Origin of the sequence: Streptomyces sp. MnatMP-M17 (assembly GCF_900091995.1) — a bacterium.
Taxonomy (GTDB): Bacteria; Actinomycetota; Actinomycetes; order Streptomycetales; family Streptomycetaceae; genus Streptomyces.
Map to the genome: position 1 here is coordinate 1 of NZ_FMDK01000968.1, position 3951 is coordinate 3951.

Consider the following 3951-nt stretch of genomic DNA (forward strand, 5'->3'; position numbering starts at 1 on the left):
ACCCGCGCGGAAAGCCGATCGGCTCGAAGCCGAACCGCTCGTACAGCCGCTGCGCCCGCAGATTGTCGACCCGCACTTCCAGCAGTACCTCTTCGCACTCGAAGGCGGTCGCGTGCTGGAGCAGATCGGTCAGCAGCCGGGAGCCGAGGCCGGTGCCCCACTGGTCGCGGGCCGCGGCGATGGTCTGTACGTCACCGAGGCCACCGGCGGCGGCGAGTCCGGCGTAACCGACGATCCGGCCGCCGGTCCTGTCCCGGCCGCCGGCCCCGGACGGCTCGGTCGCCACCACATAGTGACGGGTCGCCCGTGGACCGCGCGCGTGGGCCAGTTCGGACCAGAACATGGCCGGCGACCAGGCGTCCTCGGGAAAGAGCTCGTGTTCGAGGGCGAGCACCGGCTCGATGTCCCACCAGCGCATCTCACGCAGGAGTACGGAAGAGGCCGTCTCGCCGCCCGCCGTCGCTTCGTCATTGTTCTTCTCGGCTGCCGCGTCCGTCGCATCGGTCACTTCGGCGTGACCACCTTGTAGTTCTTGGGCACCTGCGCGTCCGGGCGGCGCAAGTACAGAGGCAGGGCCGGCAGGAAGTCCCTGCCAGGACTGGACGAGCCCCCCGCCGCGAGTCTCTCCGCCGCCAGCGACGCCAGCGCTGCGGCCGACTGGTGCTCGGGACCGCGCGCGTCCGGGAAGACCTCGGGATAGAGCAGCGCGCCGGCGCCCACGGCCGGCACTCCCACCACATGCTCATGACCGGCGATATCGGCGGGCCGGTCGACGGCCGGCTCGGTCAGCCGCGTACGGGCGTCCGCGTACCGCGCCCAGTAGACCTCCTTGCGGCGCGCGTCCGTCACCACCACGAACGGCCCTTCGAGCCCGGAGGCGTACGCGAGCCCGTCCAGCGTGCAGAGCCCGCGTACCGGCACTCCGAGCGCCGAACCGAAGGTCAGGGCCGTGACCAGCCCGACACGCAGTCCCGTGTACGGTCCCGGTCCCACGCCCACGACCACATCCGTCACGGCGTCCAGTTTCAGCCCGGCCTCGGCGAGGACGCGGTCGACGGCGGGGAGGAGCAGCTCCCCGTGGCGGCGCGCGTCGACCTGACTCTCCGCGGCCAGGACGGAGGTGCCGTCGTGGAGAGCGACGGTGACGGCGGGCGTGGCGGTATCAACGGCGAGCAGAAGCACGCAAACAGCCTACGGCTCCGGCGCCCAAGGCACGGCGCCCCGTCCCGTCACCCTGCTGCTGCTACCGTCACCACGGAGTCATACGTACGAGAGGTGGATCAAGGTGTCAAGGAGCAGCTCGGGAATCGTGGCCGGGCTCACCGCGGCGGCCATCGCCGTGGTCGGCTTCCTCGCCTACCAGGCGTCCGCGAACGTTCCCGACGACACCCTCGGGAAGCCCGCCACCGCGCCGTCCGCCTCTCCGCCCGCCTCGGGCGGCGCGCCCGCGCAGAAGAAGAAGGACCCGCGCGCGATCCCCGAGGACTCGGGCACCGGCGCACGCGTCGTGTACGCGCTGGGCCAGCGCCGGGTGTGGCTGGTGAACCAGAAGGAACAGGCCACGCGGAGCTTCGCCGTCATGCCCAGTACGGTCAGCCCGCTGCCCGGCTCGTACCGCGTGACCTCGCGCTCCGGCGCGGTCACGGGCTCGGACGGAGTACGGGTCGAGCATGTCGTACGGTTCACGACCGTGAACGATGTGTCGATCGGCTTCAGCGCGGCGGTGGACGGCACGCTCTCCAGCCCCGATCCGACGCTGAAGACGGGCGGAGTCAGGATGAAGGTGGCGGACGGAAACGCGGTGTGGACGTTCGCGACGGTCGGCTCTGTCGTGGTCGTCGTTCCGTAGCCGCCAGCCCTTCAGCCCCGTAGGCCGAAGTCTCTCAGGCGGCGTCCCGCTGCCGCTCCAGCTCCCTTGCCGCCGCGGCGGCCTCCGCCGTCGCGACCGCCGAAGGCTCCCGCGGCGGCGTGGACACGGCCGAGGCAGCCGCGCACGACGCGAGCAGAACGCTCATGGATACGGACGACGGTGACCGGGGCGCTGGGGGCTGAGGCGCTGGGGACTGCGGACGCGTTTCGCGCTCTGTCGCCGACATGGATGCCTCCTGAGGCTCCGGGGGCAGGCGTGGTCAGGTAGTTAGGCAGGCCTAACCATGTCTCACTACCATGTGACCATGCGCGGCATGGCACGCGCAACATTTTGCCGACGTCTTGTCGGAACGTACGGAACGGCTGGCCGAACAGTCCGCGGAAACGTTCGGCGGATCCACGCGCTCACGCCCTGAGCCAGTGCTCGACCAGCGCCGGATCAGTGCCGGATCAGTGCCGGATCAACGTGCGAGCACTCCGAAATCGGTCGTCGACCAGCGGCTGCCGAACCCGGTCAGCGTGACCGTGCGCCGGTCGTCGTACTCCGTCTCGCCGTGCTCCGTCAGCCCGTGCCCGGCGGCCTCGCCGTCGGCACCGCCCACCACCCGGTGGATCACCACGCGCAGCCGGTCGTCCGACAGCTCCTCGACCTTGCCGTCGCCCCACTCCACGACCACCACGGAATCCGGCAGCGAGACATCAAGATCGAGGTCCTCCATCTCGTCCAGTCCTCCGCCGAGCCGGTACGCGTCCACATGGACCAGCGCGGGACCGCCGACCAGAGACGGGTGGACGCGCGCGATCACAAAGGTGGGCGAGGTGACGGCGCCACGGACGCCGAGGCCCTCGCCGAGGCCACGGGCCAGCGTCGTCTTGCCCGCGCCGAGTTCGCCGGTGAGCATCACCAGATCACCCGGCCGGAGCAGGGCGGCGAGCGCGCGGCCCAGCTCCTGCATCCGCTCGGGGGAATCGACGGAGAGGGTCGTCCCGGGACGGGCTGCGGTCTCAGCGGTGTCGGCCGACTCAGTGGCGGGGGCCGGCTCGGTGGTGCGGGCTGCCCTGAGGGCTGTCTCAGCCGCCGGGCTGTGCGGTGCTTCCATGTCTGCCAACGTTAGCCTCCGACGGCACCGCGCCCACCCTTGCGAGCAGGTCGGCGAGCCGGTCCGTGACGGCCTCGGGATGCTCCAGCATGACGAGATGCCCGGCGTCCGGTACGAGCACCAGCTCCGCGTCCGGCAGCAGATCGGCGATGGCCTCGCTGTGCGAGCTGGGAGTGATCAGATCGCTCTCGCCCGCCAGGATCAGCGCCGGCACCTCCAGGAAGACCGAGAGCGCCTGCACTTTGTCATGGTCGGTGAAGGCCGGGTAGAACTCCGCGACCACATCGATCGGCGTGCCCTCAAGCAGCCGCTCGGCGAACCGTACGACGGCGGGATCCACGTCCTTCGAGCTGAACGAGTACCGCTTGATCAGCCCGGCGAAGAGATCGGCGGTGGCCCGCCGGCCGCGTTCGACCAGCTCGGCCTGGGAGCCGAGCGCCTTGAGCACTCCGGGCAGGACACGGCGTACGGCGTTCACGCCCGCGACCGGCAGCCCGTAGTTGACCTCGCCGAGCTTTCCGCTGGACGTACCGACGAGGGCGACGCCGACGACCCGTTCCCGTACCAGCTCGGGAAACTGGTCCGCCAGGGCCATCATCGTCATCCCGCCCATGGAGTGGCCGACCAGCACCAGCGGCCCTTCGGGCGCCGCCGCGTCGATCACGGCCTTGAGGTCACGGCCGAGCTGCTCGATGGTGACGGGAACGGCGCCGGGACCGCTCTGGCCGACACCGTGCGCGGAGCGGCCGTGGCTGCGCTGGTCCCAGTGGACGGTACGGACGAGTCCGCGCAGGGCGGCGCGCTGAAAGTGCCAGGAGTCCTGGCTGAGGCAGTAGCCGTGGCTGAAGACGACGGTCACGGGGACGGGAGCCTTGCGGCCGAAGAGACGGCGGCGGCGGGAGCCGGGCGATGGCGCGCCGGCGCCGACAGCCTGTTTGGCCACGGCGCCCGATCCGGACCTGGCGGCCGGCCCGGCCCCCGC

The 3951-nt window shown here is 71.2% G+C and carries 6 protein-coding genes; 1 reads left to right on the forward strand and 5 read right to left on the reverse strand.

Features of this window, described 5'->3' with window-relative positions; all coding sequences use genetic code 11:
- Both GA0115259_RS34300 and tsaB read right to left on the reverse strand, forming a co-directional pair.
- Window positions 1-418, reverse strand: a 418-nt coding sequence (locus GA0115259_RS34300) for a GNAT family N-acetyltransferase (RefSeq protein ID WP_093604156.1), incomplete at its 3' end; no start/stop codon positions are given.
- A gap of 86 nt (window positions 419-504) precedes the next feature.
- A complete protein-coding gene (gene tsaB / locus GA0115259_RS34305; protein WP_093604148.1) occupies window positions 505-1182 on the reverse strand; it encodes a tRNA (adenosine(37)-N6)-threonylcarbamoyltransferase complex dimerization subunit type 1 TsaB in 678 nt (225 codons plus the stop codon).
- A gap of 103 nt (window positions 1183-1285) precedes the next feature.
- Here tsaB and GA0115259_RS34310 point away from each other — a divergent pair, with 103 nt between their 5' ends.
- Window positions 1286-1849, forward strand: coding sequence for a hypothetical protein (locus tag GA0115259_RS34310; RefSeq protein WP_093604150.1), 564 nt, complete (start codon window positions 1286-1288; stop codon window positions 1847-1849).
- A gap of 34 nt (window positions 1850-1883) precedes the next feature.
- Here the strand turns inward: GA0115259_RS34310 and GA0115259_RS43010 are convergent, their stop codons facing one another.
- The 3 genes from GA0115259_RS43010 to GA0115259_RS34325 form a co-directional block, all read right to left on the reverse strand.
- Window positions 1884-2015 (reverse strand): hypothetical protein, encoded by a 132-nt coding sequence (locus GA0115259_RS43010; RefSeq protein WP_370749183.1) that lies wholly within the window; start codon window positions 2013-2015, stop codon window positions 1884-1886.
- Window positions 2016-2330: 315 nt separating this feature from the next.
- A complete protein-coding gene (gene tsaE / locus GA0115259_RS34320; protein WP_093604154.1) occupies window positions 2331-2969 on the reverse strand; it encodes a tRNA (adenosine(37)-N6)-threonylcarbamoyltransferase complex ATPase subunit type 1 TsaE in 639 nt (212 codons plus the stop codon).
- On the reverse strand, window positions 2941-3951 hold a 1011-nt coding region (locus GA0115259_RS34325; protein ID WP_093604158.1), incomplete at its 5' end, for an alpha/beta fold hydrolase. The genes tsaE and GA0115259_RS34325, both read right to left, overlap by 29 nt.